Annotated in this window: 22 protein-coding genes, 2 tRNA genes and 1 pseudogene; 9 read left to right on the plus strand and 16 right to left on the minus strand. The window is 59.8% G+C overall.

The annotated features are described in order from the left end of the window. Nucleotides 1–38: 38 nt before the first annotated feature. From tolB to ACIPOO_RS23645, 12 genes are all read right to left on the minus strand, one after another. The gene (gene tolB, locus ACIPOO_RS23590) at nt 39–1340 is read right to left on the minus strand and encodes a Tol-Pal system beta propeller repeat protein TolB (protein ID WP_274134382.1); all 1302 of its coding nucleotides are present in this window, start codon (nt 1338–1340) and stop codon (nt 39–41) included. Beyond that, nucleotides 1337–2407, minus strand: coding sequence for a cell envelope integrity protein TolA (gene tolA, locus ACIPOO_RS23595; RefSeq protein ID WP_274134384.1), 1071 nt, complete (start codon nt 2405–2407; stop codon nt 1337–1339). The genes tolB and tolA overlap by 4 nt, the downstream gene beginning before the upstream one ends. Continuing rightward, nucleotides 2407–2862 (minus strand): protein TolR, encoded by a 456-nt coding sequence (gene tolR, locus ACIPOO_RS23600; protein ID WP_274134464.1) that lies wholly within the window; start codon nt 2860–2862, stop codon nt 2407–2409. The genes tolA and tolR overlap by 1 nt, the downstream gene beginning before the upstream one ends. 23 nt (nt 2863–2885) lie before the next feature. Next, on the minus strand, nt 2886–3581 hold the full coding sequence (gene tolQ, locus ACIPOO_RS23605) for a protein TolQ (protein ID WP_274134386.1): 696 nt from the start codon (nt 3579–3581) through the stop codon (nt 2886–2888). Continuing rightward, a complete protein-coding gene (gene ybgC, locus ACIPOO_RS23610; protein WP_274134387.1) occupies nt 3571–4041 on the minus strand; it encodes a tol-pal system-associated acyl-CoA thioesterase in 471 nt (156 codons plus the stop codon). The genes tolQ and ybgC overlap by 11 nt, the downstream gene beginning before the upstream one ends. A 139-nt stretch (nt 4042–4180) precedes the next feature. After that, nucleotides 4181–5236 (minus strand): Holliday junction branch migration DNA helicase RuvB, encoded by a 1056-nt coding sequence (gene ruvB, locus ACIPOO_RS23615; RefSeq protein WP_274134389.1) that lies wholly within the window; start codon nt 5234–5236, stop codon nt 4181–4183. Next, entirely contained in the window at nt 5237–5845 is a 609-nt protein-coding gene (ruvA, locus tag ACIPOO_RS23620; RefSeq protein WP_274134391.1) for a Holliday junction branch migration protein RuvA, read from the minus strand. 114 nt (nt 5846–5959) lie between these two features. After that, on the minus strand, nt 5960–6484 hold the full coding sequence (gene ruvC, locus ACIPOO_RS23625; protein ID WP_110947335.1) for a crossover junction endodeoxyribonuclease RuvC: 525 nt from the start codon (nt 6482–6484) through the stop codon (nt 5960–5962). A 126-nt stretch (nt 6485–6610) separates the two neighbouring features. Then, a complete protein-coding gene (locus tag ACIPOO_RS23630; RefSeq protein WP_400610189.1) occupies nt 6611–7357 on the minus strand; it encodes a YebC/PmpR family DNA-binding transcriptional regulator in 747 nt (248 codons plus the stop codon). A 135-nt stretch (nt 7358–7492) separates the two neighbouring features. Next, entirely contained in the window at nt 7493–9268 is a 1776-nt protein-coding gene (gene aspS, locus ACIPOO_RS23635; RefSeq protein WP_400610191.1) for an aspartate--tRNA ligase, read from the minus strand. 280 nt (nt 9269–9548) lie between these two features. Next, nucleotides 9549–9890, minus strand: a complete 342-nt coding sequence (locus tag ACIPOO_RS23640) for a ribbon-helix-helix domain-containing protein (protein WP_274134398.1) — start codon at nt 9888–9890, stop codon at nt 9549–9551. Between the two features lie 387 nt (nt 9891–10277). After that, a complete protein-coding gene (locus tag ACIPOO_RS23645; protein WP_274134400.1) occupies nt 10278–10751 on the minus strand; it encodes a Dps family protein in 474 nt (157 codons plus the stop codon). 412 nt (nt 10752–11163) lie between these two features. On the opposite strand from ACIPOO_RS23645, the pseudogene ACIPOO_RS23650 reads away from it, so the two are divergent. Both ACIPOO_RS23650 and ACIPOO_RS23655 read left to right on the plus strand, forming a co-directional pair. Further along, nucleotides 11164–11487, plus strand: a pseudogene (locus ACIPOO_RS23650) (cold shock domain-containing protein membrane protein); the annotation flags it as partial. A 60-nt stretch (nt 11488–11547) separates the two neighbouring features. After that, nucleotides 11548–11769 (plus strand): cold-shock protein, encoded by a 222-nt coding sequence (locus ACIPOO_RS23655; RefSeq protein ID WP_218568412.1) that lies wholly within the window; start codon nt 11548–11550, stop codon nt 11767–11769. Between the two features lie 55 nt (nt 11770–11824). On the opposite strand, the gene ACIPOO_RS23660 is transcribed toward ACIPOO_RS23655, so the two are convergent. Together ACIPOO_RS23660 and ACIPOO_RS23665 are read right to left on the minus strand one after the other, a co-directional pair. After that, nucleotides 11825–12031: a SlyX family protein gene (locus tag ACIPOO_RS23660; RefSeq protein WP_274134404.1), complete on the minus strand. Its 207-nt coding sequence runs from the start codon at nt 12029–12031 to the stop codon at nt 11825–11827. Continuing rightward, the gene (locus ACIPOO_RS23665) at nt 12028–12459 is read right to left on the minus strand and encodes an HIT domain-containing protein (RefSeq protein WP_274134406.1); all 432 of its coding nucleotides are present in this window, start codon (nt 12457–12459) and stop codon (nt 12028–12030) included. Before ACIPOO_RS23665 ends, ACIPOO_RS23660 begins: the two co-directional genes overlap by 4 nt. Before the next feature lie 985 nt (nt 12460–13444). On the opposite strand from ACIPOO_RS23665, the gene ACIPOO_RS23670 reads away from it, so the two are divergent. The 3 genes from ACIPOO_RS23670 (at nt 13445) to ACIPOO_RS23680 (ending at nt 17701) form a co-directional block, all read left to right on the plus strand. Then, nucleotides 13445–14767, plus strand: a complete 1323-nt coding sequence (locus ACIPOO_RS23670) for an OprD family porin (protein ID WP_274134408.1) — start codon at nt 13445–13447, stop codon at nt 14765–14767. A 172-nt stretch (nt 14768–14939) separates the two neighbouring features. After that, the gene (locus ACIPOO_RS23675) at nt 14940–16655 is read left to right on the plus strand and encodes a proline--tRNA ligase (protein ID WP_274134410.1); all 1716 of its coding nucleotides are present in this window, start codon (nt 14940–14942) and stop codon (nt 16653–16655) included. Nucleotides 16656–16750: 95 nt separating this feature from the next. Further along, a complete protein-coding gene (locus tag ACIPOO_RS23680) occupies nt 16751–17701 on the plus strand; it encodes a hypothetical protein (RefSeq protein ID WP_400610195.1) in 951 nt (316 codons plus the stop codon). Between the two features lie 9 nt (nt 17702–17710). Here ACIPOO_RS23680 and dinB read toward each other — a convergent pair whose 3' ends face one another. Continuing rightward, nucleotides 17711–18769, minus strand: a complete 1059-nt coding sequence (gene dinB / locus ACIPOO_RS23685) for a DNA polymerase IV (RefSeq protein WP_400610197.1) — start codon at nt 18767–18769, stop codon at nt 17711–17713. Between the two features lie 240 nt (nt 18770–19009). Between dinB and ACIPOO_RS23690 the strand changes: the two genes are divergently transcribed. The 4 genes from ACIPOO_RS23690 to ACIPOO_RS23705 all read left to right on the plus strand — a co-directional run bounded on the left by ACIPOO_RS23690 (nt 19010) and on the right by ACIPOO_RS23705 (nt 23687). After that, nucleotides 19010–19086, plus strand: a tRNA-Met gene (locus ACIPOO_RS23690). Between the two features lie 247 nt (nt 19087–19333). After that, a tRNA-Met gene (locus tag ACIPOO_RS23695) sits at nt 19334–19410 on the plus strand. Nucleotides 19411–19743: 333 nt separating this feature from the next. Beyond that, nucleotides 19744–22386 (plus strand): bifunctional lysylphosphatidylglycerol flippase/synthetase MprF, encoded by a 2643-nt coding sequence (mprF, locus tag ACIPOO_RS23700; protein WP_274134414.1) that lies wholly within the window; start codon nt 19744–19746, stop codon nt 22384–22386. After that, entirely contained in the window at nt 22386–23687 is a 1302-nt protein-coding gene (locus tag ACIPOO_RS23705; protein ID WP_400610199.1) for a virulence factor family protein, read from the plus strand. The genes mprF and ACIPOO_RS23705 overlap by 1 nt, the downstream gene beginning before the upstream one ends. Nucleotides 23688–23906: 219 nt before the next feature. On the opposite strand, the gene ACIPOO_RS23710 is transcribed toward ACIPOO_RS23705, so the two are convergent. After that, entirely contained in the window at nt 23907–25805 is a 1899-nt protein-coding gene (locus tag ACIPOO_RS23710) for a potassium transporter Kup (protein WP_274134418.1), read from the minus strand. Between the last annotated feature and the right edge of the window lie 211 nt (nt 25806–26016).

The following is a 26016-nucleotide window of genomic DNA, read 5'->3' on the forward strand; positions in this document are numbered from 1 at the left end:
TGAACCCCAGTGTGTTAAGTAAAACGTAAAGCGCCGCGTCAGTTCAGGTAAGGGGACCAGGAAGGTTCTCTGACTTCGCCTTGAGCGGTAGGAAGCGGGAGCCTTACGCGTCCATTAATGGACACGAGCATCAAGACTCCCCGGCCCTGCTGGCGGGTGGCGTAGATTACCATGGTGCCGTTGGGCGCAACAGTAGGCGACTCATCAAGGTTGCTGTCTGTAAGGATTTTTACGCTACCGCGCTGCAAATCCTGGGCTGCTACCTTGAAGTTTGTGAAGCCATCTTGACGATGGATCATGACCAGCGTCTTTTCATCAGCCGACAACTTAGGGTTGGCATTGTAGTTACCGATGAAAGTGACGCGTTCAGCGCCGCCACCGTTAATGCTCGTTTTATAGATCTGTGGTTTGCCACCACGATCGGATGTGAAGTAGATGGTCGAGCCATCTTTACCGAAGAAAGGTTCGGTATCGATGGACGAATCATTGGTGACTCGCGAAAGCTGACGCGAAGCCAGGTTCATCACATAAATTTCAGGGTTGCCGTCCTTGGACAGAACCATGGCCAGCTTGCTGCCGTCCGGGGACCACGCAGGTGCGCCGTTCAGGCCTTCGAAGTTGGTGATCTGCTCACGACGGCCAGTATCGATGTGTTGAACGAAGATGCGCGGACGCTTCTGTTCGAACGATACATAGGCAATGCGCTTGCCATCCGGCGCGAAACGCGGCGACAGGATCGGCTCGCGGGACTGCAGCAGGGTCACTGCGCGGGCACCGTCGTAGTCCGAACGCTGCAGGGTGTAGCGCGTGTTGTTACCACCGAAACGTTCGGCGGTGACGTACAGCATGCGCGTGGAGAACGCACCCTTGATACCGGTCAGTTTTTCGAACGACTGGTCGGAGATGTAGTGCGCCATGTCACGCAGTTGGTCGGTGGTGCCCGACACATTGCCGGTCAGCACTTGCTGCTCGGTGGCCACGTTGAACAGTGCGTACTGCACCTGCAGGCGACCGCCCGATGGCACGATGCTGCCAACCATCACGTACTGCGCGCCCAGCGCTTTCCAGTCGCGAAAGATGACTTCGCTGGCCTGGCTCGGCTGGCTGATCATGTTTTCCTTTGGAATAGGCGAGTAGTAGCCAGAGTTCAGCAAGTCGTTGCTGATGATCTGGGCCATGTCTTCCGGCAGGACGCTACCGCCCTGCAGGCCGAAAGGCACGACTGCGATAGGCGTGGCACGGTCGCTGCCGCTGGTGACCAGAATGTTCTTTTCGTCGGCAGCGGCGAAACCCGCTGCGCAACACAGAACGACAAGCAATCCTCGAAGAAGGTTAATCACAAGGCTAGATCCTCAGGTGTGAATGTCATCTTGAATGACCGGTAAGGTGCGAAATCCGAAGGTTTCAGCCCCTGCATCTCTGTCAAACGACCAATGTTCTTGACCGCTGCTACCGCCGAACTGTCGAACGGACCATCGCCACTGGATTTGGCCACGCTCACCGAAGTGATCGTGCCGTCCGGCAGCATGGCAATCTGCAACACCACTGTCATGCCCTTGCGCGCTGAAGGTGGACGTGCCCAGCCTTCGGCAGCTCGCGAGCGGATCAGATCGTCGAAGTTACCCGCAACCTCGTCACCACGTTCATCGGCCAGCGCCTGTTGGCGTTCCGGCTTGTCGGAGAGCAGGTCGGCCAGTGCTTGCGCCTTCTTGTCTTCCGCCGATTTACGGGCAGCGTCCTGGGCCTTCTTCTTGGCGTCCTCGGCAGCCTTTTTCTTGGCATCCTCAGCCGCTTTTTTCTTCGCGTCTTCGGCAGCCTTTTTCTTCGCGTCTTCAGCAGCCTGCTTCTTGGCATCCTCGGCAGCCTGTTTCTTGGCTTCCTCGGCAGCCGCGCGCTTGGCGTCTTCCTCGGCTTTCTTCTTCGCGTCGTCTTCAGCTTTTTTCTTGGCTATATCAGCCAATTGTTTCTCTTCGGCGGCTTTCTTGGCGTCGTCGGCTTTTTTGGCTTCGGCTTTCTTGGCGTCATCGGCCTTTTTCGCTTCTTCCGCCTTCTTCGCTTCCTCGGCCTTCTGTTCCTCGGCCTTTTGAGCAGCATCGGCTTTCTTTTGTTCCGCCGCCTTGATTGCCTCTTGCTCGACTTTCTTCTGCTCCATCTGCTCGACTTCGGTTTGTCGTGCAGCGGCTTTCTTAGCCTCGCCAGCTAGCTTCTGGTTGGTCTGGGTAGTCGCCTGGCTCTTGGACTTCAACTGATAGAGCGTTGCCTGAACGATGGGCCTGGCTTCAGGCAGCTCGGGCGTCATGGCAAAGCTTACGAACAACAGACCAAAAATCAGGACGTGCAGGGCCACGGCCCAGACAGACGGCCAGAAGTAGCTTTCCGAGGCTGATGGCTCTCGAATCGGCTGCATCAGGGCGCCTCGGTAATCAGACCAACGTTCCCGACCCCGGCCTTCTGCAACCCGCCCATGGTGCCCATGACGGCACCGTAATCGACGGATTTGTCACCGCGAATGAACACCTGGGTCTGCTTGCCGGCTTCACGGCCGGCAGCGATGATCTTGGTCACGGCGCTGGTCAGCTGCGGCAAGGTCATGGCCTTGTCCATCTGCTTGTCGGTGTCGACTTCGCTGCCAAGGTTCCAGTAATAGGTCTTGTCAGCCTTGATCGAAATGGTCAGGACCTGGTTGTTGTTGTCCTGCGGCAAGGCCTCGCTGGAGACCTTGGGCAGATCGACTTTCACGCCCTGGTTAATCATGGGCGCGGTCACCATGAAGATGACCAGCAGCACCAGCATCACGTCGATGTAAGGCACCACGTTCATTTCGGCGACCGGCTTGCGTTTGCCGCGTCGGCCGCGAGCGATTAAAGCCATTTGGAAATACCTGCTTAGTCTTCGCTGGTGTGCACTTTACGGTGCAGGATCGCCTGGAATTCATCGGCGAATGTGTAGTAACGGCCAATCAGGTTCTCGCCACGGGCGGCGAAACGGTTGTAGGCGATTACTGCAGGAATTGCGGCGAACAGACCGATGGCGGTCGCGATCAGTGCTTCGGCGATACCCGGGGCAACGGTTGCCAGGGTGGCCTGCTGTGCGGTGGCCAGGCCACGGAAGGAGTTCATGATCCCCCACACGGTGCCGAACAGACCCACGTACGGGCTGGTGGAACCGACGGTGGCCAGGAACGGCAGGCTCTGCTCCAGCTTCTCTTCTTCGCGAGAGATGGCTACGCGCATGGCACGCGCCACGCCTTCCATCACCGCGTCAGGGTCAACGCCAGGCTGCTGGCGCAGACGGGAGAATTCCTTGAAGCCTGCACGGAAGATCTGTTCGACGCCCGAATCCGGATCAGGGTTGCTGCCGGCCTGACGGTACAGCTTGGACAGGTCGATACCCGACCAGAAACGCTCCTCGAAGGTGTCCAGCGCACGACGGCCGGCACGCAGCATGGCGCTGCGCTGAAAAATCATGATCCACGAGGTGACCGATGCGGCCACCAGGATCAGCATCACCAACTGAACCACCACGCTGGCATTGCTGACCAAACTCCACATGGAGGTATGGTCGACGACGTTAGCTTCCACGCTGTATCTCCTGCTCTGAATGTGTACCCGCGCCGCCCTGGCCGGCAAAGGCCGCGCGCAGAGTTTCGGGAATGGCCCGGGGTTTGAAACTATCGGCGCGCACACACGCCACCAAAAACTGCCCCTCGCAGAGCAGTACATTATCCGCAGCCCGCCTGACGCTTTGCTGAAAGCGCAGGCTGGCACGGTTCAATTCGATCACTTCGGCGCTGACCAGCAGCTCGTCGTCCAGGCGTGCCGGGCTGTGATACCGCGCCTCACTGGAATGCACGACGAACAACAGGTTCTCGTCGCCGGCCATCGCGGACTGGGCAAAGCCCAATTCCCGCAGACGCTCGGTTCGAGCCCGTTCCATGAATTTCAGGTAATTGACGTAGTAGACGACGCCGCCAGCATCGGTGTCCTCGTAATAAACGCGACAGCGATGTGCGAACGACTGAGCCCCGTTTTGCGCGCGCATACTCTAGTGCTTACTCCTCAGGTTGCCAATCCGGCCAGGCAACTGTTTTTCATCGTTTTTTAACCACAAGACCGGCATCACATTGCCGTGACTGCCCGTCAGACCATCAAACGCCTGAATAAATCGGTCCGAACCGAATTTATTCGTCGGCATCGTCGGCCAGTTCGTCCGGCACCGGGCGCTCGCCCATCCGCGAAGGGATGTTCAGGCCGAAGTGCAGATACGCGTGCCGGGTGACCATACGGCCACGAGGTGTGCGCATCATATAGCCTTGCTGGATCAAATAGGGTTCCAGAACGTCCTCGATGGTGTGTCGCTCTTCACTGATCGCCGCCGCGAGGTTGTCGACACCCACCGGACCGCCATCGAACTTCTCGATCATGGTCAACAGCAAACGCCGGTCCTGATGATCGAAACCGCGTTCATCGACATCCAGCAGGTTCAATGCCTGGTCGGCGATGGCCTTGGTGATCTGGCCTTTTCCACGGACCTCGGCGAAATCGCGCACACGACGCAACAGGCGGTTGGCGATCCGCGGCGTACCGCGAGCACGACGGGCGATTTCGAACGCCCCCTCGTCCTCGATGGGCAAGCCCAGGATACCCGCGGAACGGGACACGATCGTGGACAGGTCGGCGATGCTGTAGAACTCAAGACGCTGCACGATACCGAAGCGGTCACGCAGCGGGTTGGTCAGCATGCCCGCACGGGTAGTCGCGCCCACCAGGGTGAACGGCGGCAGGTCGAGCTTGATCGAGCGCGCAGCAGGGCCCTCACCGATCATGATGTCCAGCTGGAAGTCCTCCATCGCGGGGTACAAAACCTCCTCGACGATGGGCGACAAGCGGTGGATTTCGTCGATGAACAGCACATCGTGCGGTTCCAGGTTGGTCAGGATCGCGGCCAGGTCACCCGGCCGCTCCAGCACAGGGCCCGAGGTGCTCTTGATCGAGACGGACATTTCCTGGGCAATGATGTTGGCCAGGGTGGTCTTGCCAAGGCCGGGCGGGCCGAAGATCAGGGTATGGTCCAGCGCTTCGTTGCGCCCGCGGGCGGCCTGGATGAACAGCTCCATCTGCTCGCGCACGGTGGGCTGGCCGATGTAGTCGGCAAGGCTCAGCGGGCGAATGGCCCGGTCCAGTTGCTCGTCTCGGTCGCGCCCGGTGGCGGCGATCAGGCGGTCGGCTTCGATCACTTACAACATCCCCTTGAGTGCGCGACGAATCAGATCTTCGCTGCTCAGATTCTTGTCCTTGATGGCCGTGATCGCCTTGCTGGCTTCCTGCGGCTTGTAGCCCAGGGACACCAGCGCACTGATGGCGTCCGACTCGGCGGTCGCCACCGGCAACGGTGTACCCGGCCCTTCGGAAACCAGCGTGAAAGCGCCTGGCAACGCGTCCCAGGCCTTGAAGCGGTCCTTGAGCTCGACCAGCAGGCGCTCGGCGGTCTTCTTGCCGACACCCGGCACCCGGGTCAGCGCGGAGGTGTCCTGCGCCTGGACGCAACGCACCAGTTCATCGACCTCAAGCGTGGACATCAGCGCCAGCGCAAGCTTGGGACCCACACCGTTGAGGCGGATCAGCTCGCGGAACATCTCGCGGTCACGCTTTTCATAGAAGCCGAACAGCAGGTGCGCGTCCTCGCGAACCACCAGGTGGGTGTGCAGGGTCACCGTCTCGCCGACATGGGGCAGACGATAAAGCGTGGTCATGGGCACTTCGACTTCATAACCCACGCCGTTGACATCCAGCACCAGGTGCGGCGGCTGTTTCTCGGCGAGCGTGCCGCGTAAACGTCCAATCACGTATCAGATCCTTTCCAGTAGCCCGTCACTGCAAGAGACAGGGCTGAACCCTGGCCGCCATGTTTGCAGGACTCGTGTGAGCTGCAAGTAAAAATTTATGAGCGAATGATGCTATCAGAGCCGCAAGCGGCCACCACGGCTGCGTGCGGTGTTCAGGCCATGGGGGATCAGGCTGGAACGGGTATGAGCATGGCACAAGGCAATCGCCAATGCGTCCGAGGCGTCTACCTGAGGCTTCTTGGTCAACTTGAGCAGGTGCATGACCATCATCATCACCTGATCCTTGTTGGCGCCGCCCGTCCCTGCCACCGCCTGCTTGACCTGGGTCGCGGTGTATTCGGCGATCTCCAGGCTTTCCTCGGCGCCCGCCACGATGGCAGCCCCTCGCGCCTGGCCCAGCTTGAGCGCAGAGTCCGGGTTGCGGGCCATGAACACCTTCTCGATGCCCATGGTCACCGGCCCGTAGGTCTGGATCACCTCACGCACGCCGCGATAAACGATCTGCAACCGTTCGTGCAACAAACCACTGCCGGTGCGGATGCAGCCCGAAGCCACGTACTCGCAACCCCGCCCCGTGTCCCGCACCACACCGAAACCGGTGATCCGCGAACCTGGGTCGATACCTAGAATTAAAGTCATAACGCCTGCAGCTTGAAGAGGGACGCGCACAATTGAACGCAGCTTAAAGGCAGAAGCCGGAGACCGATAGCGCTGATCGAATCGACGCTTCGTGCCTCCGGCCTCAAAACCCGAAAAGAGTGACGGTCAGCCCAGCTGCTCCATCACCTCATCAGGGATTTCCGCGTTGGAATAGACGTTCTGTACGTCGTCCAGGTCCTCGAGCATGTCGATCAGCTTGAGCACCTTTTCAGCCATTTCCAGATCCAGCACCGCGCTGGTGGTCGGCTGCATCACGATTTCCGCATCCGCCGCCGTGAAGCCCGCCGCCTCCAGCGCGTTGCGCACGGCATAGAAGCCGGCGAACGAGGTGAAGACGTCAATGGAACCATCCTCGTGCGTCACGACGTCGTCGGCATCAGCCTCCATGGCCGCTTCCATCAACGCGTCTTCGTCGACGCCGGGCGCGTAGGAAATCTGCCCCTTGCGCTCGAACAGGTAGGAAACCGAACCGTCGGTGCCCAGGTTACCGCCGCACTTGCTGAACGCATGGCGCACCGCCGCGGCAGTGCGGTTGCGGTTGTCGGTCATGGTTTCGACCATCACCGCCACACCGCCCGGACCGTAACCTTCGTAACCCAGCTCGACCATGTCGTCGGCATCGGCAGCACCGGCACCCCGGGCAATGGCGCGATCGATGATGTCGCGGCTCATGTTGGCGCCAAGCGCCTTGTCCTGCGCCAGGCGCAGGCGCGGGTTGGACGCCGGATCACCACCACCCTGACGGGCAGCGACCGTCAGTTCACGAATCCACTTGGTGAAGATCTTGCCTTTCTTGGCATCCTGACGCTCTTTGCGGTGCTTGATGTTCGCCCACTTGGAATGACCAGCCATAAAACGCTCCAAACCTTGAAACACGAACGCCCTCGCCGACTGCTCGAACGAGGACGCTTCACTCGAATTCTTGCCCGAAACGGGCGCAGGGGTCAGGGCGAAGTTCCGGAGAAGTCCGCCCTGCCCTGCCTTGCATCACTCGGCCTTTGGCGTCTCGCGCAGGCGGATGTGCAGTTCGCGCAGCGCCTTGGCATCGACGACGCCCGGTGCCTGGGTCATGACGTCGGCAGCGCTCTGGGTTTTCGGGAAGGCAATGACTTCACGAATCGACTGGGCGCCAGTCATCAGCATGACCAGACGGTCCAGACCGAATGCCAGGCCACCGTGCGGCGGTGCACCGTACTTCAGGGCGTCGAGCAGGAAGCCGAACTTCTCCTGCTGCTCGTCTTCGGCGATACCCAGCAGACGGAAGACCGCCTGTTGCATTTCCTTGCGGTGGATACGGATCGAACCGCCACCCAGCTCGGTGCCGTTCAGGACCATGTCGTAGGCGCGCGACAGAGCGGTGGCCGGGTTGGCTTCCAGTTCTTCAGGCGAGCACTTCGGCGCAGTGAACGGGTGGTGCAGCGCAGAGAAGCTGCCGTCGTCGTTCTCTTCGAACATCGGGAAGTCGACGACCCACATCGGCGCCCACTCGCAGGTCAACAGGTTCAGGTCGTGACCCAGCTTGATACGCAGTGCGCCCAGGGCTTCGCTGACGATCTTGAACTTGTCGGCACCGAAGAACACGATGTCGCCGTCGACCGCGCCAACGCGATCCAGGATCACGTTCAGGTTGGCCTCGGGGATGTTCTTGACGATTGGCGACTGCAGGCCTTCGACGCCCTTGGCGCGCTCGTTGACCTTGATGTAAGCCAGGCCACGTGCGCCGTAGATGCCGACGAACTTGGTGTAGTCGTCGATCTTGCTGCGCGGCATGCTCGCGCCGCCTGGAACGCGCAGTGCGGTCACGCGGCATTTCGGGTCGTTGGCAGGGCCGCTGAAGACCTTGAATTCAACTTCCTTGAGCTGGTCGGCGACGTCGACCAGTTCCAGCGGGTTGCGCAGGTCAGGCTTGTCGGAACCGTAGCGGCGCATGGCTTCTTCGAAAGTCATGTGCGGGAAATCACCGAACTCAAGGTCCAGGACTTCCTTGAACAGCTTGCGGATCATGCTCTCGGTCAGACCCATGATGTCTTTTTCGTCGAGGAAGCTGGTCTCGATGTCGATCTGAGTGAACTCAGGCTGACGGTCGGCACGCAGGTCTTCGTCGCGGAAGCATTTGGCGATCTGGTAGTAACGGTCGAAGCCGGCGACCATCAGCAGTTGCTTGAACAGCTGGGGCGATTGCGGCAGCGCGAAGAAACTGCCGGCGTGAGTGCGGCTAGGCACCAGGTAGTCACGCGCACCTTCAGGGGTGGCACGGGTCAGGATCGGCGTTTCGACGTCCAGGAAGCCGTTGCCATCCAGGAAACCGCGGATGCTGGACGTGATGCGCGAACGCAGACGCAGCTTCTCGGCCATTTCCGGGCGACGCAGGTCGATGAAGCGATAGCGCAGGCGAGTCTCTTCGCCAACGTCGGAGTATTCGTTCAGCGGGAACGGCGGGGTTTCCGACTCGTTCAGCACTTCCAGTTCATAGCCCAGCACTTCGATCGCGCCGGAAGCCATGTTCGGGTTGACGGCGCCTGCAGGACGCGCGCGCACCTTGCCGGTGAGCTTGACGACGTACTCACTGCGAACGCGGTCCGCGATGGCGAATGTGTCAGCGCGATCAGGATCGAAAACCACCTGGGCCAGACCTTCACGATCGCGGATATCGAGGAAAATCACCCCTCCGTGGTCGCGACGGCGGTGGACCCATCCGCAAAGGGTAATTTCCTGACCTTCCAGGCTTTCGTTCAGTTGGCCGCAATAATGGCTGCGCATCATGGTCGTCTGTTCACTTCTCGTAATTCGGAATTCGGTGGAGCTCTCGCCCGTCGCCAGTGCGCAATGGTGCAGGAGCCTTGGCATGCAGTTCAACCCGGCGGTCGGTTTCTGCCTGCCATGGTAAGGCGGGGGATTATATAGGGTTAATCAAGGCTGTGCAGCCGCGCTTGCCACCGGAGAATGAAGAAGTCGCCCGCAGCGGGGCCTGCGCTGCCGGGCGACTGTCGTCGGGAGCGGGTCCGCAAGGGGCGGACCCACAGGAATTAGGGCCTTGCCGGGGTCACGCTGGCGACAGTTGCAGGCCCTCGGCCTGCAACAGATGCGTCACACACACCACGCGAATCAAACCACTGAAGTTCTTCACGCCGCCATAACGCAGGTGAACCTCCCGATCGACATAAGACAGAACGGCATTGACCGAGCAACTGTTATAACTTGCGATCTCGGACAGGATATTCCAGTACACCCCCTCAAGGCGAAGGCAGGTTGCCAGGCCATTGAGCCTCACCGAGCGCGACTGAGGCTGCGCCAGGTCCATATTGAAACTTTCGACAAACGGAACATTCTGTACCTTGGGACATCGATGGCCATCCCTGATCTCCCGTATAGCGTCTTGACTCATGAACTTCTCCTCGTTGCCGCAAGAGCACGGCAATCGAAACATTTGAAATCAAATAAACAGCCCGTGTATCAAGCCCGATTAACCGGGGCTTAACCAGCAGAATCAGGGCCCACGGGGCGTAGGAGATGACTTCAATTGCAGGGCGAATCGCGAGGATAAAGAGGCGAAAAAGCGCTATCAGAGGCAGGGCGTTATATATGTATTTTGCGCTGTTTTAAAACAGGTAATGAGTACCATCACCAAGATGATAGTTGATACGAAAATACTGGGTGAACAATCGTTTCAGCGTCGAAAGTTACCTGCTAACACTCCGAACCGAAAGATGAATAAAAGAGTCAGCAGCACTACTGTCGAGTGGGCGGCATTGGCTGCCGCCCACTCCTGCGATCACTTGCCTTCGAGCATCGCGCGCAGCATCCACGCGGTTTTTTCATGGACCTGCATGCGCTGGGTCAGCAGGTCGGCGGTAGGCTCGTCGCTGACCTTGTCCAGCAACGGGAAGATCCCGCGGGCAGTACGGGTCACTGCCTCCTGGCCCTGGACCAGGGAACGGATCATGTCTTCGGCGGCAGGCACGCCCTCTTCTTCCTTGATCGAAGACAGGCGGGCATACGTCGAGTAGGTGCCCGGCGCCGGGAAGCCCAATGCGCGAATCCGCTCGGCGATGGAGTCAACGGCCAGCGCAAGCTCCGTGTACTGCTCCTCGAACATCAGGTGCAGGGTGCGAAACATCGGCCCGGTGACGTTCCAGTGAAAATTGTGGGTTTTCAGGTACAGCACGTAGGTATCTGCCAACAAGCGAGAAAGGCCGTCCACGATGGACTTGCGGTCTTCTTCACTGATACCGATATCGATAGCCATGCTTCTTCCTCTTTATATGACGATGGTTATTTCAAAAACTGCCGAACACTCTAGCAAGGTGCAACCCGCAGCGCAGCCATCTGTGTGTATGAAGCATCGCTGGAACAGGTTTGTTTGCGCCTGGCTGAAATCCGCTCAAGGATTTTGCTGAGTGCTCTGGAACAGGCCTCCAGACGCCATCGTTAAACAAGTGACGATTTGCCATCATCACCTTCGATCAACCGTGCTAAGCGCTTGATTTGAGTAGATCTCACCTTTGCTGTTAAATACAGCTGTGTCGCTACTGATGTGCCAACAGGCTGTAGCGCGCAGGCTGACCCAACGATCGTGCATCACGCCTCCTTTTGTTCTGAAGCGTACCGGCCGTGGTCGGCTGTTTCCTCGTGATCCAATTTAAATGTGAGTTATCCAAATGTTGAAAATAGTCCACCTGCTAACGGGCGCAGCTGCCCTGCTGCTGTCATTCATACCCAGCCTGCGTAGTGAAGCCTTGTCTTCTTACCTGTCCCAGCCGGATGCTCTTTATCTGGCATTTTTTGGCCTGATCAACCTGGTGCTCGCACCAGTGATTCCATACTGGAACAAAGGCCCGCGTCATCAATTGCAAAACCTGGTCAGTGCGTTGCTGGTGCTGGCCGTCGTGCTTCAAGTCCTCACCCTGCTCGTCCCGCTCGAAACCATCGCTGGCCAGCCAGCGGTACTGGTCAGCCTGCTGGCGGTAGTGATTGCCGTTGCCGTGCACCTGGCCGTCAGCTTTTACCGTTCTTCCCCTTCGCCAGCGCCACAGCAGCACGACCTGGGGCAACGCGATACCGGCACCGTGAAGTGGTTCAACACCTCCAAGGGCTTCGGCTTCATCTCCCGCGACTCGGGCGATGATATTTTCGTGCACTTTCGCGCCATCCGCGGTGAAGGCCACCGCGTACTGGTCGAAGGCCAGCGCGTGGAGTTCTCGGTGATGAATCGCGATAAAGGCCTGCAGGCCGAAGACGTCATCGCGGCGCTTCCCCGCCGCTGATCGTCACCCACAAAAAAACCGCGCTCAAGGCGCGGTTTTTTTATGCCTGCCATGCTCAGTAGTGAGGTGGCGGCGCTTCTTCTTCGACGGCCTCGAACTGACCGCCCATCTCGGCCTGGCGCTTGATCAGCGCGGCAATCTGCAGTTGCAGGCGCTCGACGCTGCGTTGTTGCGCCACCAGCACGTCGTTCAGCGTCTGGATCGTGTCGTCCTGAAAAGCCAGGCGGCTCTCCAGTTCCATCACCCGCTCTTCCAGGTTCATGCCTGCGTCTCCGCAAAGGTGAAGTCTTGAGTGAGCACCGTCTTCAGCCGGGCGATGACTTCGGCAGCCTGCTCCCGGGAGTACGGCACCGCAGGGTGCTTGCCCCAGACCGGCGCAGGCCACGCCGGATCGCCCTTGTGCCGGACGATGACGTGCATGTGCAACTGACTGACCACGTTGCCCAGCGCTGCGACGTTCATTTTGTCAGCGTCGAACAGTTGATCCAGGGTTTCGGACAACAAGGTGGTTTCTTTCCACAACTGCGCCTGCTCGCTCCCGGACAACTGGAACACTTCACTGATGTCCGCCCGGCGCGGCACCAGAATGAACCAGGGGTATTGCGAGTCGTTCGACAGTAACAGCCGGCACAACGGGAAATCACCTACTGGCAAAGTGTCATTTAACAAACGCTGGTCCAGAACGAACACGCATTAACTCCTGATCGCAAGGTTAAGTTTCCGACGTTCGACGCACGCCGAAGAAACAGTTGATTAGTCCGAGCAGGATACTCGGGAATTCTCCGGGAATCACGCCGGGGCTGCAGTTTGGCAACAGTTTGCCCGACTGCTGTTGATTTCGGGTCAGCAGAGCAGCCTCAGCATTGCTTGCGCCGTGCGCACTGAGTTGACGCAAGCGCTACATGCGTAAATGTCCGCGAACACACTGCTTATTCATCAGATTTTCTGAGCTGTATCAATGAGTTGTATTGAACCCAGTGCATCGCAACCGACGCCTGGGGCACAGGTGCCGTTTTTTGTCATGAATCGCCGTCCCATTATCAAGCGGTAGCGCCCCGCCGTGCACCAAAACGACTCACTCCGAAGACATGCGCAGCAACACCTATCCGCCTTTTACTCACTTGCTCGCGGTAACAGGTAACGCCAGTGACACTTTTGCGTAGTAATCTCATTCTCACAGCCACCGCAAAGTATTTTTTTGAAATTTTTTTCTCCATAAAAATCATAGGTTTATGGGTAAAACTCAATGTCATTAGGTGCTTTTCCACAAAATTTTCAGATTTCCGGGAACTTTGTGCACGGTTGTTGCTTTGTCACACACAGGACCGCAAAAGCATGGATCGGAGATCTGCGCGGCGGTCGAAAAGAAAAAATGGCGAGCAAGCTCCTGGGGGCGTTTGGATTGACAGGGTTCACACCACTGCGGATGCGGATCCTGACTGTCGAAAAGTACTGCGGTAGTTGTACGTCTGGTGGATATGGAGCTGTTCAATTGCGACCTGGACGGAGCAAATCGCGACAGGGTCGTAAAGAAATCGAAAGGATGGGTTCGTAACTATCGCCAATAATGTCAGCGTGCTATAAGTTTCGCCGACACCAAAAAGAAAGAAGCCGGCCAGATAAAAAAACAGGTGGACGGCAGTACTCTTCTTAAAACCAAAGGAGCAAAGTCACGATGAGAGTGATGAAGTGGAGCGCAATCGCACTGGCAGTCACTGCAGCCAGTACCCAATTGGCATCGGCTGCGGCATTCGTAAGCGATCAGTCCGAAGCAACTGGTTTTGTTGAAGGTAGCAAGCTGGACCTCAAGGCCCGCAACTACTACTACAACCGTGACAAGAAAAACGGTGCCGTAGACGACAAGGACTGGACCCAGGGTTTCTGGGGTGTTTTCAGCTCCGGCTACACCCAGGGCTTGATCGGTGTTGGTGTTGACGCATTCGGCTATGCCGGCTTCAAGCTCGACGGCTCCGACAAATACTCCGGTTCCGGCAACCTGGTAACCGACAGCCAGGGTCGCAACGAAGACAGCTTCGGCAAAGCCGGTGGCGCTGTTAAGTTCCGCGTCTCGAAAACCGAACTGAAAATCGGCGACATGCAGCCGCAGAACCCGGTGTTCGCAGTGGGCGGTTCCCGTCTGTTGCCACAAACCGCGACTGGTATCACTCTGCAGAGCAGCGAGATCAAAGGTCTGGACGTTGAAGCAGGTCGCTTCACTTCCGGCACCAGCCAGGACGAAACCAACCGTAACGGCGACATCTGGGCTACCTACGCTGGCGTGACTTCCAAGTCTGCCACCTACGGCGGCGGCAAGTTCGCGGTCACCGACGACCTGGGCGTTGCGTTCTACTACAACAAGCTCGAAGACGTCTGGAACCAGTACTACGGTAACGTCAACTACACCCTGCCACTGGGCAGCGACCAGTCGCTGGCGTTTGACGTCAACTACTACAACACCCAGGACACCGGCAGCAAGAAAGCAGGCGACATCAACAACAACGCTTTCTCCCTGTCCGCCGCCTACTCGTTCCTGGCTGCTCACACCGTCACCCTGGCTTTCCAGAAGGTTAACGGCGACACGCCATTCGACTACATCGGTATCGGCGACAACAACCGCGGTGGCGACTCGATCTTCCTGGCGAACTCGATTCAATACTCCGACTTCAACGCCCCGGGTGAAAAATCCTGGCAAGCTCGCTACGACCTGAACATGGCGCCGTACGGCGTTCCAGGCCTGAGCTTCATGGCTCGTTACGTCAGCGGTACCGACATCGACGGCACCCACACCCCATCGAACAGCACCTATACCGGTCTGTACGGTGCTGACGGTAGCCACCACGAGACCAACGTCGAGGCCAAATACGTCGTTCAGACTGGCCCGGCCAAAGACCTGTCGTTCCGCATCCGTCAAGCGTTCCACCGTGCCAACACGGACGAGGGCGAAGGCGATGTAAACGAGTTCCGTCTGATCGTCGACTACCCGATTTCGGTCCTGTAATCGCGCTGTCTGACACTCGTTACAGAAAAGCCCGGCCTTGCGCCGGGCTTTTTCATGCCCGCAAAACCCTAAATCCCACAGGCTGTAGCGCCCGCCCGCCCTGTACTCGACCGTATCACCCCCGTACAATGCCAGGTCATTTCCCAGTCACAGCAACCGACAACGGCCGACCATGCGTACCAGTCAATATTTGCTCGCCACACAAAAAGAAACGCCGAACGATGCGGTCGTTATCAGCCACCAGCTGATGCTACGTGCCGGCATGATCCGCAAACTTGCTTCGGGCCTCTACACCTGGCTGCCGATGGGCCTGCGCGTGCTGCGCAAGGTCGAAGCGGTCGTGCGTGAAGAAATGGACGCGGCCGGTGCGCTGGAAGTCTTGATGCCCGGCATCCAGCCGGCCGAACTGTGGCAGGAATCAGGCCGCTGGGAACAGTACGGGCCTGAGCTGCTGCGCCTGAAGGATCGCCATGATCGCGACTTCTGCGCCGGCCCGACCCACGAAGAGGTCATCACGGATCTGGCTCGCAACGAGTTGAGCAGCTATAAACAGCTGCCAATCAACATGTACCAGATCCAGACCAAATTCCGTGACGAGATCCGTCCACGCTTCGGCCTGATGCGCGGTCGCGAGTTCATCATGAAGGACGCCTACTCCTTCCACGCGACCCAGGAATCCCTGCAGGAAACCTACGACCGCATGCATCAGGCGTACTGCAACGTCTTCACCCGCCTGGGCCTGAACTTCCGCCCTGTGGTCGCGGACAACGGCTCGATCGGCGGCGCCGGCTCCCACGAGTTCCACGTACTGGCTGCATCGGGCGAGGACGATATCGTGTTCAGCGATACCTCCGACTACGCCGCCAACATCGAGAAGGCCGAGGCGATCCCGCGCGAAAAGACCCGCGCAGCCGCCACTGAAGAACTGCGCCTGGTCGATACCCCTGACGCCAAGACCATCGCAGCCCTGGTCGAACAGTTCGGCCTGGCCATCGAGAAAACCGTCAAGACCCTGGTGGTGCATGCCGCCGAGGAAGGCAAGCTGATCGCGCTGATCATTCGTGGCGACCACGAACTCAACGAGATCAAGGCGTCCAACCACCCACTGGTGGCCAGCCCGCTGGTCATGGCCAGCGAAGCCGAACTGCGCGCAGCCATTGGCGCGGGTGCAGGCTCTCTCGGCCCGCTGAACCTGCCGCTGCCTTGCATCATCGACCGCTCCGTCGAGCTGATGAGCGACTTCGGCATCGGTGCCAACATCGATGACAAGCACTACTTCGGCGTGAACTGGGAACGCGACCTGCCGGTTCCGGAAGTGGCCGACCTGCGTAACGTGGTCGAGGGCGATCCAAGCCCGGACGGCCAGGGTACAGTGGTCATCAAGCGTGGCATCGAAGTCGGTCACATCTTCCAGCTGGGCACCAAGTACAGCGATGCGATGAAGTGCCAGGTTCTGGGCGATAACGGCAAGCCTGTGACCCTGACCATGGGCTGCTACGGTATCGGTGTCTCCCGCGTGGTGGCCGCCGCCATCGAGCAGAACTACGACGACAACGGCATCATCTGGAGTGACGCACTGGCACCGTTCCAGATCGCCCTGGTACCGCTGCGCTACGAGACCGACGCCGTGCGCGAAGCCACTGACAAACTGTACGCAGAACTGACTGCCGCAGGTTTTGAGGTGCTGCTGGACGACCGTGACAAGAAAACCAGCCCGGGCATCAAGTTCGCGGACATGGAACTGATCGGCATCCCGCACCGCATCGTGGTCAGCGACCGTTCCCTGGCCGAAGGCAACCTGGAATACAAGAGCCGCACCGAGTCTGAAGCCCAGGTTCTGCCTGTGGCCGATGTACTGTCCTTCATCAAGGGCCGGATCAAGCGCTGAGTCGAAGGCGCGCCCGCTGCAGGCGGGCGCGCCATCACTTGAGCCGCATCCCGATTTGCCCAGGCGAGTCCGTCTTACCTGCAATCAGAGATCTCATGCTAAAGCGAAGTCCCCTCGCAGGCGCCGTGTTGTGCGGCACTCTGCTCGTCAGCGGTTGCGCCAACCATCTGTCTCAACGCAGTGAGCAGGAAGAGCGCGTCGACCGCAAGTTGCTCGACCACAGTTTCCAGATCGACGTCGGCGAACCCAAGACCCTTGAGTTGCCGCAGCGTCGTGTGCGTATCCACGAGTTGAAGACCTTCGACATCACCGAATTCGAAGTCACTCGTCATTACGATCGCTACACCCCCTATCAGCCCTGGCGCGAAATCTACGAGATTCCGCTGGGCGCAGTGACCATCGTCGCCGGTGTCGGTGCCAACGTGGTCAACGTACTCACCTTCGGCAGCCTGCCCGACAGCGTGACCAAGGACTGGCTCAGTTACGGCATCGCCGGTATCAACCCGTTCATGAACGCTCCGTCCCACGGCCGGGCGCAGCAGAACCTGGCGGGAATCGATGAAGTGCAGCGCGATCACCGCGTCGAGCACACCACCCTGCCATGGAGCGAAAGCCCGGTTCAGGTCAAGGCCGGCAAGGACACCAACGAGCTGAACACCGACCGCAACGGCGTGTTGCGTATCAATCTGCTCGACAGCCCGTTCGCCGAACAGGACCTGAGCCGCATCACCCAGTTGAACATCAAGGTCGAAGACGAACAGACCAACGTGCAGGCCAGTACCAACCTGCCGCTGAGCAAGACATTGCGCGGCAAGCTGATCGAAGCTCACGGTTTGATCTACGACGACCTCGAAGACGACGAAGTCAGCCAGTGGGTGCACCGGGTCAAGCGCCTGTCGGAGCTGGGCCTTGAAGAGGAAGCCAGTGACCTGGAACAGTCGCTGATTGAAATGACCCGCAACGATCCGCAGCTGCAACACGAGTTTCTGCGGGCGCTGGCCAAGGATGCAGGGCGGCTGGTGGCGGTGCCGGTCGGCAGCGAGTAAGGGCCGACCTCAGGTGAACAGTTGAAGCTGCTCGTGCTTGCCGCGCAAGTCGTGCAGCCGCACACCAATACCCAGCAATCGCACCGGTTTACCGCCGCGTGCGAATGCCAGGGCGAGCAATTGCTCGTAACTTTCCAGATCCCTCCCCGCCCCTGACTGCTCAAGAGTGGTCTGGGTGAAATCGTGGAACTTCACTTTCACGAACGGCTTGCCAGGCCGGTACAGCGTGTCGATCCGGGCGATGCGCCCATTGAGGTTTTCCAGCAACTCAGGCAGCCGGGCAAGGCAACTGGCCAGATCCGGCAAGTCGGTATCGTAGGTGTTTTCCACGCTGACCGATTGCCGGCGGCTGTCGTTCTGCACCGGGCGCTCATCGATACCGTGGGCCAGGTTCCACAGCCGCTCACCAAATGATCCGAACTCGCGCACCAGCGACAACTTGTTCCAGCCCCGCACATCCTGGCAACTGAGGATCCCCATGCGGCCGAGCTTGTCGGCGGTCACCTTGCCCACGCCATGCAGCTTCGAAACCGGCAGGTCTGCGACGAAGTCCTCGACCTGATCAGGAGTGATGACGAACAGCCCGTTGGGTTTCTTCCAGTCACTGGCGATCTTGGCCAGAAACTTGTTCGGCGCAACACCTGCCGAAACCGTGATGTGCAACTGATTGGAGACGCGCCGACGAATGTCCTGGGCGATGCGTGTGGCGCTGCCGGAAAAATGCTCGCACTCGGACACATCCAGGTAGGCCTCATCCAGCGACAGCGGCTCGATCATGTCGGTGTAGTCACGAAAGATCGTGTGGATTTCCTTCGATGCTTCTTTATAGGCATCCATTCGCGGCTTGACGATGGTCAGGTCCGGACACAACGACAGCGCATGGCGCGAAGACATGGCCGAACGCACCCCATAGGCCCGGGCTTCGTAGTTACAGGTGGCGATGACCCCGCGCCGATCCGCCGAACCACCCACTGCCAACGGCTTGCCGGCCAGGCGCGGGTCGTCGCGCATTTCGATGGCGGCATAGAAGCAGTCACAGTCGATGTGGATGATTTTGCGCTGCGGCATAACGTACAGTCGTAGGAATACGGTTGAGCAGTATCTCATTCAAGCATCTATCTGACACGCTCCTGCCATATCCCCTACGAGCACGGCTAACCATAGCTGACCGCCCTGTCAGGCCCGTATTGCATGGCCTGGAAGCCTGCCAGCCCCGTTGCCGATCGCTAACTATTTGAACAAAAAGCAATTTTCTCAGGCCTTTCGCTTGACACCCCGGCATTCCTCTGTAGAATGCCGCCACACAGACGCGGGATGGAGCAGTCTGGTAGCTCGTCGGGCTCATAACCCGAAGGTCGTCGGTTCAAATCCGGCTCCCGCAACCAAACATCAAAAAAGGCTACTCGAAAGAGTGGCCTTTTTTGTGCGCGTCGATTTTCCAGGTACTTTTCCTTCATACGCCTGAAACATTCCACCGGGATGATGGCCACCTGCTAAGCGCTGGCCGTTGCGATAAAAGCCTTGTCCGACCGTCACTTAGGCGTTTCACCCATGCGAATGTGGTTAATTTGTCGATCTTTGGCATTAAAGGTTGACACTCGGGCGTTCGACTGTAGAATGCCGCCACACAGACGCGGGATGGAGCAGTCTGGTAGCTCGTCGGGCTCATAACCCGAAGGTCGTCGGTTCAAATCCGGCTCCCGCAACCAAACGTTTGAAGAAGGCTACTCGAAAGAGTGGCCTTTTTTTTGCCCTGACGAAAGCGACCGAATGACAGAGCTAAACCCTTGTCACATTTCATTGTCGAAATCGCTTCGGTCTGAGGTAGCTTGTTACCCTGTGTTACCAGGCACGAGAGTTTTTTGCTTTTGTGCCGATACGCTTGCCAGTAACTGAACCTAGACTGAACAGTCACAGAGACGTCACTGCCGTATTCGCCCGTTAGACGTTGAAGCGCTAACATCCTGAATTATTTTTTGCGTAGGGATTGGTAACTTGGCTGTATACCCCCATCCTGTCGCGCACGATCCAAGGAGTGATTGATGCGCGCCAACCCATCCGACACCAACGAAGCAGCTCCAGAGATTTCTCCGGTTTCCCCTGCCCGACCGCGTCTTCGCGAATTGGTGAGCAAATATCGTCAACCCATTGGGGTGGCCGTCACCATTCTGCTGTTTGCCCTGGCCTTGATCGCCTGTCGGCACATGCTCACGGAACTGGATATCTACGCGCTGCAGGACTCGCTGCTCAGCGTTCCGTTGCCTTCTCTGGGCGGCGCCGTGCTGGCGACGGTCATCGGCTTTACCATTCTGCTGGGCTACGAGTGGTCGGCCACTAAATATGCCAACGTCGACCTGCCGCCCAAATCGATGATCATGGGCGGGTTCTGTGCGTTTGCCATCGGCAACGCCGTGGGCCTGTCGATGCTGTCCGGCGGCTCGGTCCGCTATCGCCTGTATTCCCGTCTCGGGCTTGGGGCGGGTGAAGTCGCGCACATGACCCTGTTCGCCAGCCTGTCGCTGGGTTGTGCGCTTCCGCCACTGGCGGCACTGGCCACGCTGAGCGACCTGCCCGCCGCCTCCCTGGCGCTGCATCTGTCGGTTCCCGTGCTGGCAACGATCGCAATCGCGGTACTGGCATTGAGTGTGATTCTGGGCGTTGCGGTCTATCGCCGGCGTCTGCCGGAACAGACCATCCCGCACAACCTGCTGGTCCGCGCCGGGCGTCGTACCCTGCGTCTGCCGGGGCTGCGCCTGACCCTCATGCAACTGGTGATCACCGCGCTGGACGTGGCCGCCGCCGCTGCCGTGCTGTACCTGCTGCTGCCATCTGCCCCGCCATTCGGCGCGTTCCTGCTGGTGTACCTGCTGGCCCTGGCCGCCGGCGTGCTCAGCCATGTGCCGGGCGGTGTGGGGGTGTTCGAGGCGATCCTGCTGACCGCCTTCGCCGACGAACTGGGCGCCGCGCCACTGGCCGCCGCGCTGCTGCTGTATCGCCTGATCTACGTGCTGCTGCCGCTGCTGGTGGCGTGCCTGGTACTGCTGTTCAGCGAGGCCAAGCGCCTGCTGTTTGCCCGCCAGGCCATTCGTGTGGCCTCAGGGCTCGGCGCGCCGATCCTGGCATTGCTGGTGTTCCTGTCTGGCGTGGTGCTGCTGTTTTCCGGCTCGACCCCGGAAATCGACACCCGACTGGAAAGCCTGGGCTTTCTGATCCCTCATCGGCTGATCGATGCATCGCACTTCGGCGCAAGCCTGATCGGCGTGCTGTGCCTGCTGCTGGCCCAGGGCCTGCGTCGACGCCTGTCCGCCGCCTGGATGCTGACCACGATCCTGCTGTTCGTGGGTTCGGTGCTGTCGATCCTCAAAGGTTTCGACTGGGAAGAGGCCAGCATGCTGCTGCTGACCGCTTGCCTGCTGGCCATTTTCCGCCGCTCCTTCTATCGGCCGAGCCGCTTGCTGGAGCTGCCGTTTTCACCGCTGTATCTGGTGGCCAGCATTTGCGTACTGGGCGCCTCGTTCTGGCTGCTGCTGTTCGCCTACCAGGACGTGCCCTACAGCCATCAACTGTGGTGGCAGTTCACCCTGGATGCCGACGCCCCTCGCGGCCTGCGCTCGGCGCTGGGCAGTGCGGTGCTGCTGGTGATCGTCTCGTTGACCTGGCTGCTGCGCACCGCGCGCCCGCAGATCGACCTGCCTGACGAAGCCCAACTGGCCAAGGCCGCCGAAATCATCAAGGCCTCCAGCCAGCCTGATGGCGGTCTGGTTCTGACCGGCGACAAAGCCGTTCTGCTGCACCCGGACGGTAACGCTTTCCTGATGTACGCCCATCGCGGCCGCAGCCTGGTGGCGCTGTATGACCCCATCGGCCCGACCCAACAGCGCGCCGAGCTGATCTGGCAATTCCGCGACCTGTGCGACGTGCACCACGCGCGCCCCGTGTTCTATCAAGTGCGTGCCGAGAACCTGCCGTTCTACATGGACATCGGCCTGACCGCGATCAAACTGGGCGAGGAAGCCCGGGTCGACCTGCTCAAGTTCGACATTGAGGCCAAGGGCAAGGAAATGAAGGACCTGCGCTACACCTGGAACCGCGGTGGTCGCGATGGTCTGTCGCTGGAAATCTACGAAGTCGGCCAGGCGCCGATGGATGAGCTGAAGGTGATTTCCGACGCTTGGCTCACCGGCAAGAACGTGCGGGAGAAAGGCTTCTCCCTGGGCCGTTTCAGCCTCGATTACCTCAAGCACTTCCGCATCGCCATCGTTCACTTCCAGGGCAAGCCGGTTGCGTTCTCCAACCTGCTGGAAACCTCGCGCAACGATCTGGCGAGCCTTGACCTGATGCGTTCGCACCCGGATGCGCCGAAGCTGACCATGGAGTTCATGATGGTCGGCCTGATCCTGCATTACAAAAAGGAAGGCTACACCCGCTTCAGCCTGGGCATGGTGCCGTTGTCGGGCCTGCAACCTCGGCGTGGCGCGCCCTTGACCCAGCGCCTGGGCTCGATGGTGTTCACCCGCGGCGAGCAGCTCTACAACTTCCAGGGCCTGCGCCGCTTCAAAGACAAATTCCAGCCTGACTGGGAACCTCGTTATATGGCCGTGCCCGCCGGACTCGATCCGCTGGTGGCACTGGCGGACACTGCTGCCCTGATCGCGGGCGGCCTGACTGGATTGGTGAAACGCTGATGATTCAACGCTACTGGCGCTTTTTGCTCGCTGCCCTGGTAATTCTGGCGGTGGCACTGGGTTTCTGGCTGTGGAACCGCCCTGCCGCCCAACCAACACTGGAACGCATTACCCTGGATGACGGCTCGGCGCTGATCCGCGCCACTCCGTCGACCAAGGTCAAGACCCGCGTGGCCCTGGCCGTGACCACCGAAGACGCACTGACCGAGAAACAGGTCCTGGCGCTGAGCTACGACGCGTCTGCCCAAGTGGTTCAGGTGGTCCTGCCAAAAGACGATTGCCAATTGCAGGAGAAGGCCTTCACGGCTGCGCTGCAAAAGCTCGACGGAGCGCCGGACGTGGTCGCCGGCATCAGCGCAGGCGGCTCGGTGGCCTGGGACTGGCTGGCCGGCCAAAGCAACGACAAGGCCCAGGCCATTTCGGTGAACTTCGTCCTCAATCAGCCTGATTGCAAGGTCCCTGCACCGAAAGCCGCCGCCCACGGCAAATGGACCGTGGCCTGGAACGACGGCCCGGACGATGAAACCGCCGTGTTCGTTCGTGACACGCCCAACGCCGAAACCAAGATCAGCGACTACGACATCAAGTACCCGCAGATCCTCAACACCGAAGTCCGTCATCTGCTGATCGCGGACGACGCCAGTGGCGGCCTGAACATCCCGGTGGTTGAAGTGCCTTCGAGCCAGCCTTCGGACACCGTCACCCTGTTCCTCTCCGGTGACGGCGGCTGGCGTGACCTGGACAAGGACGTGGCAGGCGACATGGCCAAATCCGGTGGCTACCCGGTGGTGGGCATCGATACCCTGCGCTACTACTGGGAACACAAATCCCCTGAGCAGACCGCAACCGACCTCAGCGAGCTGATGGCGCACTACCGGCAGAAATGGGGTGCCAAGCACTTCGTCCTGGCCGGTTACTCCTTCGGTGCCGACGTGTTGCCCGCCATTTACAACCGCTTGCCTGAAGAGGACAAGGCGCGGGTAGACGGCATCATTCTGCTGGCCTTCGCCCGCAGCGGCAGCTTCGAGATCGCTGTAGAAGGCTGGCTCGGCGCCTCCGGCAAGGAAGCGGCCACCGGCCCGGAAATGGCCAAGCTGCCGGCTGACAAGGTGTTCTGCGTGTATGGCGTGGAAGAGAAGGACGAAAGCGGCTGCACCGAAGCCACCGCCCCAGGCCAGAAGCAGCAATTGCCGGGCGGTCACCACTTCGATGAAGACTACCCCGCCCTGGCAAAACGCCTGATCGCGGTCATCGACAAGTGGAAAGGCAAGGAAGCGCCGGAGTCCGCCAGCGCCGAATAACCCCGCCACAAAAAATCCCCGCATTCTCACGATTGCGGGGATTTTTTATGGGCGTTCACAAAAGGGGCGGATTACCGCGATCCCGTAGCAGCACGGCTTGCCGGCGGGGGCGGCCTTGAAATCGCCATCGCGGGCAAGCGCGCTCCTACAGCGATCCGTAGCAGTCCGGCTTGCCGGCGTCAGCGGCATGGAGACCGAAACCGCCGCCAAGCCTTGCGACTACATCTCCACCTGCGTACCCAACTCGATCACGCGGTTGTACGGCAGTTTGAAGAAGCGCAGGTTGCCGTTCGCATTCTTCAACATGAACGCGAACAGGCCTTCGCGCCAGCGGGCCATGCCGGCCAATTTGGTTGAAACCACGGTTTCACGACTCAGGAAGTACGTCGTGCGCATCGGGCTGAAATCCAGATCCGGCAAATGACAGAGCTTCAGCGCCGCCGGAACATCCGGTTCGTCGATGAAACCGAAGTGCAGGATGACCCGGAAGAACCCCTCGCCATAGGCTTCAACCTCGAAACGCTGCGCCGCAGGGACACGTGGCGTGTCTTCGTAGACCACGGTCAATAACACCACCTGTTCATGCAGCACCTGGTTATGCAGCAGGTTGTGCAGCAACGCATGTGGGACGGCATCCGGACGAGCTGTCAGAAACACCGCCGTCCCCTGAACACGATGGGGCGGTTGCACGCTGATACTGCTGATGAAGATCGGCAACGGCAGGCCGCCTTCGTCGATACGCTCGACCAGCAGCTGCTTGCCGCGCTTCCAGGTGGTCATCAGGATGAACAGCGCAATACCGGCCAGGAACGGGAATGCGCCGCCCTGCACCACTTTCGGAACGTTGGCCGCGAAGAACATGCCGTCGACGAACAGGCAGCCCGCCAGGATCGGAATCGCGATGAATGGCGACCATTTCCACGCCAGCAGCATCACCGAGGCCACCAGGATCGTCGTGCAGAGCATGGTGCCCGTCACCGCCACGCCGTAGGCCGAGGCCAGTGCGCCGGAAGACTCGAAACCCAGCACCAGCAGGATCACGCCAACCATCAGCGTCCAGTTCACCGCGCCGATGTAGATCTGGCCCTGGGCGTCACTGGAGGTGTGCTGGATGTACATGCGCGGGATGTAACCCAGCTGGATCGCCTGCAGGGTCATGGAGAACGCGCCGGAGATCACCGCCTGGGACGCGATAATGGTCGCCAGCGTAGAGAGGCCGATCAACGGCAGCAGCGCCCAACTCGGCGCCAGCAGGTAGAACGGGTTACGCACCGCTTCCGGGTTCTCGATCACCACGGCGCCCTGGCCGAAGTAGTTGAGCACCAGCGCAGGCAGCACCAAGGCGAACCAGGCACGGGAAATCGGCTTGCGACCGAAGTGGCCCATGTCGGCGTACAGCGCCTCGGCGCCGGTCAGCGCCAGCACCACCGCGCCCAGCACGGCAACACCGATGCCCGGATGGTCGAGGAAGAAGCGCAGCGCCCACAGCGGGTTGACCGCGTTCAGCACCTCGGGCTGCTGGATGATCCCGTGGATACCCAGAACGCCCAGGGTGACGAACCACAGCACCATGATCGGGCCGAACATCACGCCGATGCGCGCCGTGCCATGGCGCTGGATCAGAAACAGCCCCACCAGCACGATCAGCGCGATCGGCACCACCCAGTGATCCAGGCCGTCGAACGCCAGTTCCATGCCTTCGACCGCCGAGAGCACCGAAATCGCCGGGGTGATCATGCTGTCGCCGTAGAACAGCGCAGCGCCAAACAACCCGAAGACGATCATGGTCGCCTGCAGCCTTGGATATTTGGCCGAAGCCCGGCGGGCCAGCGCCGTGAGGGCCATGATCCCGCCTTCGCCGTCGTTGTCGGCGCGCAGCACCAGGGCCATGTACTTGAACGAGACGACCCAGACCAGCGCCCAGAAAATCAGCGACAGGATGCCCAGTACCGCATCATGCCCGGCCTGCACCCCATAACCGCCGACGAAAACCTCCTTGATGGTATACAGCGGGCTGGTGCCGATATCGCCATATGCCACCCCGACCGCCCCCACCAGCAAACTCAAGGGTTTGGCTGACGAATGACCGGTATCGGCCTGACTGGTTGCATGACCCATTAACTACTCCTGAAACCCCGACTCGAGTGCTGCGATGTGCAGTATCGGGATTGACCCGCCGCACACCGGTAAATTCAGATGTTCCCGGCCAACAAGGGTTGCCGGGTTCAACGCCGCGAAGCATAGCGCAGCACTCGTCGTAATTCTCGGTATAACGCTGGTCAATCGCGTCTCTCATCGCTAGAATTGCGCACTTTTTGATCAGAGGCGC

It is taken from the genome of Pseudomonas sp. NPDC090201 (assembly GCF_044746825.1).
GTDB classification, from domain to species: domain Bacteria; phylum Pseudomonadota; class Gammaproteobacteria; order Pseudomonadales; family Pseudomonadaceae; genus Aquipseudomonas; species Aquipseudomonas putida_AD.

Excerpts from the sequence above, each read along its gene's own strand:
- ACIPOO_RS23640 (WP_274134398.1), bottom strand. The coding sequence starts at position 9,890 with ATGAGTCAAGACGCTATACGGGAGATCAGGGATGGCCATCGATGTCCC.
- ruvC (WP_110947335.1), bottom strand. The coding sequence starts at position 6,484 with ATGACTTTAATTCTAGGTATCGACCCAGGTTCGCGGATCACCGGTTTC.
- ybgC (WP_274134387.1), bottom strand. The coding sequence starts at position 4,041 with ATGCGCGCGCAAAACGGGGCTCAGTCGTTCGCACATCGCTGTCGCGTT.
- dinB (WP_400610197.1), bottom strand. The coding sequence starts at position 18,769 with ATGCCGCAGCGCAAAATCATCCACATCGACTGTGACTGCTTCTATGCC.
- ACIPOO_RS23670 (WP_274134408.1), top strand. The coding sequence starts at position 13,445 with ATGAGAGTGATGAAGTGGAGCGCAATCGCACTGGCAGTCACTGCAGCC.
- ACIPOO_RS23660 (WP_274134404.1), bottom strand. The coding sequence starts at position 12,031 with ATGAACCTGGAAGAGCGGGTGATGGAACTGGAGAGCCGCCTGGCTTTT.
- mprF (WP_274134414.1), top strand. The coding sequence starts at position 19,744 with ATGCGCGCCAACCCATCCGACACCAACGAAGCAGCTCCAGAGATTTCT.
- ACIPOO_RS23645 (WP_274134400.1), bottom strand. The coding sequence starts at position 10,751 with ATGGCTATCGATATCGGTATCAGTGAAGAAGACCGCAAGTCCATCGTG.
- aspS (WP_400610191.1), bottom strand. The coding sequence starts at position 9,268 with ATGATGCGCAGCCATTATTGCGGCCAACTGAACGAAAGCCTGGAAGGT.
- ACIPOO_RS23710 (WP_274134418.1), bottom strand. The coding sequence starts at position 25,805 with ATGGGTCATGCAACCAGTCAGGCCGATACCGGTCATTCGTCAGCCAAA.
- ACIPOO_RS23680 (WP_400610195.1), top strand. The coding sequence starts at position 16,751 with ATGCTAAAGCGAAGTCCCCTCGCAGGCGCCGTGTTGTGCGGCACTCTG.
- tolA (WP_274134384.1), bottom strand. The coding sequence starts at position 2,407 with ATGCAGCCGATTCGAGAGCCATCAGCCTCGGAAAGCTACTTCTGGCCG.
- ACIPOO_RS23705 (WP_400610199.1), top strand. The coding sequence starts at position 22,386 with ATGATTCAACGCTACTGGCGCTTTTTGCTCGCTGCCCTGGTAATTCTG.
- ACIPOO_RS23630 (WP_400610189.1), bottom strand. The coding sequence starts at position 7,357 with ATGGCTGGTCATTCCAAGTGGGCGAACATCAAGCACCGCAAAGAGCGT.
- ACIPOO_RS23675 (WP_274134410.1), top strand. The coding sequence starts at position 14,940 with ATGCGTACCAGTCAATATTTGCTCGCCACACAAAAAGAAACGCCGAAC.